General features: G+C 69.7%; 2 protein-coding genes. Both read left to right on the top strand.

Translation table 11 applies throughout. The features are described 5' to 3' along the window. The first annotated feature begins 106 nt into the window (after positions 1-106). Complete coding sequence (locus tag JS521_RS35675) at positions 107-751, top strand: HAD family hydrolase (protein WP_205086991.1); 645 nt, start codon at positions 107-109, stop codon at positions 749-751. Between the two features lie 86 nt (positions 752-837). Continuing rightward, positions 838-1398 (top strand): MFS transporter (locus JS521_RS35670; protein ID WP_504740032.1); only part of this gene is annotated, 561 nt, incomplete at its 3' end.

Below are 1398 nucleotides of genomic sequence, written 5' to 3'. Positions count from 1 at the left end.
GGGGACCCTGTGGGAGAGTAGGACGCCGCCGAACAACCTTTGTGGGAAAGCCCCGCACCCTTGTGGTGCGGGGCTTTTCTGCGTTCTGAACGTCTAGGGTCGGACCATGCGCTACGAACTGGTCATCTTCGACAACGACGGCGTGCTCGTCGACAGTGAGCCCCTCGCCAACACCGTCCTCTCCGGCTACCTGACCGAACTCGGTCACCCCACCTCGTACGAGGAATCGCTCCAGGACTACATGGGGTCGGCGGTGCACCGGGTCCACGATCTCGTCGAGGAGCGGACCGGGCAGAAGCTGCCCGAGGACTTCGACTCCACGCTCAACACCCGTACGTTCGCCGCATTCCAGCAGGAGCTGGTGGCGGTCGACGGGGTCGAGGAACTGCTCGGGAAGCTCGTCGCGGACGGGGTGGACTACTGCGTCGCCTCCTCCGGAGGCCACGAGCGGATCCGGGTCGGGCACCGCAAGACCGGGATCGACCAGTGGTTCGAGGAGGAGTGGATCTTCAGCTCGGAGGACGTGGGGCGGGGCAAGCCGGCCCCGGACCTGTTCCTGCACGCCGCCGAGCGGATGGGCGTCGCGCCGGAGCGGTGCGTCGTCATCGAGGACAGCCCGCTCGGGGTCGAGGCGGCGCGGGCGGCCGGGATGGACGTGTACGGGTTCACGTCGATGATGCCCGCTGACCGGCTCGTCGGAGTGACCGGGCACTTCTCGGACATGGCGCAGCTTCCCGGACTGCTCGCCTGAAGCCCCTCCTCCGGACATCGCCCGTCCGGAAACTGCTCGGCTGATCCGTCTACCCACGGGTAGCGCCTGGCTCTACGCTCGCGGCCATGACGGATGCTGGCTTGCGGTACGGCAGGGCCTCCCTGGGGCTGAGCTTCGGCGTTCAAGGCGTGGCGTTCGCTCTTCTGGTGACGCGTATCCCCGCCATCCAGGACCAGTACGGGATATCCGACGGGCTGCTGCCCGTCTTCCTCGCCGCTGTCCCGATCCTGGCGGGGGCCGGCAGCGTGGCCACCGAGAAGCTGGTCGCGCGGGTGCGGCCCGGCGTCGTCCTGCGGTGGGCCCAGCCCCTCGTCCTCCTCGCTCTGCTCGGGGTGGGCGCCGGGCGGGAGATGTGGCACGTCGCCGTCGCGCTCGGGGTGTTCGGGCTGGCGGTCGGGGCGCTGGACGCGTCCATGAACATGCTGGGCGTCAGCCTCCAACGGGCCTACGGGCGCAGCATCATGACCGGCTTTCACGCCGCCTACAGCCTCGGCGGGATCGCGGGGGCCTCCCTGGCCTGGGCCGGGGCGCGGTGGGATCTGTCGTTGCTCGCGTCCTATCTGCCGGTCGTGGTCGTGCTGCTGCCGGCCGCGCTGGCCGGGAGCCGGTGGTACACGGAGGGGAAG

The sequence above is a fragment of the Streptomyces durocortorensis genome (genome assembly GCF_016901035.1).
Classification (GTDB): domain Bacteria; phylum Actinomycetota; class Actinomycetes; order Streptomycetales; family Streptomycetaceae; genus Streptomyces; species Streptomyces durocortorensis.
Note: the sequence above shows the minus strand (reverse complement) of the source record. Positions and strands in the feature narration are given on the sequence as shown.

Coding starts and splice junctions, on each gene's coding strand:
- JS521_RS35675 (WP_205086991.1), top strand. CDS start 107: ATGCGCTACGAACTGGTCATCTTCGACAACGACGGCGTGCTCGTCGAC.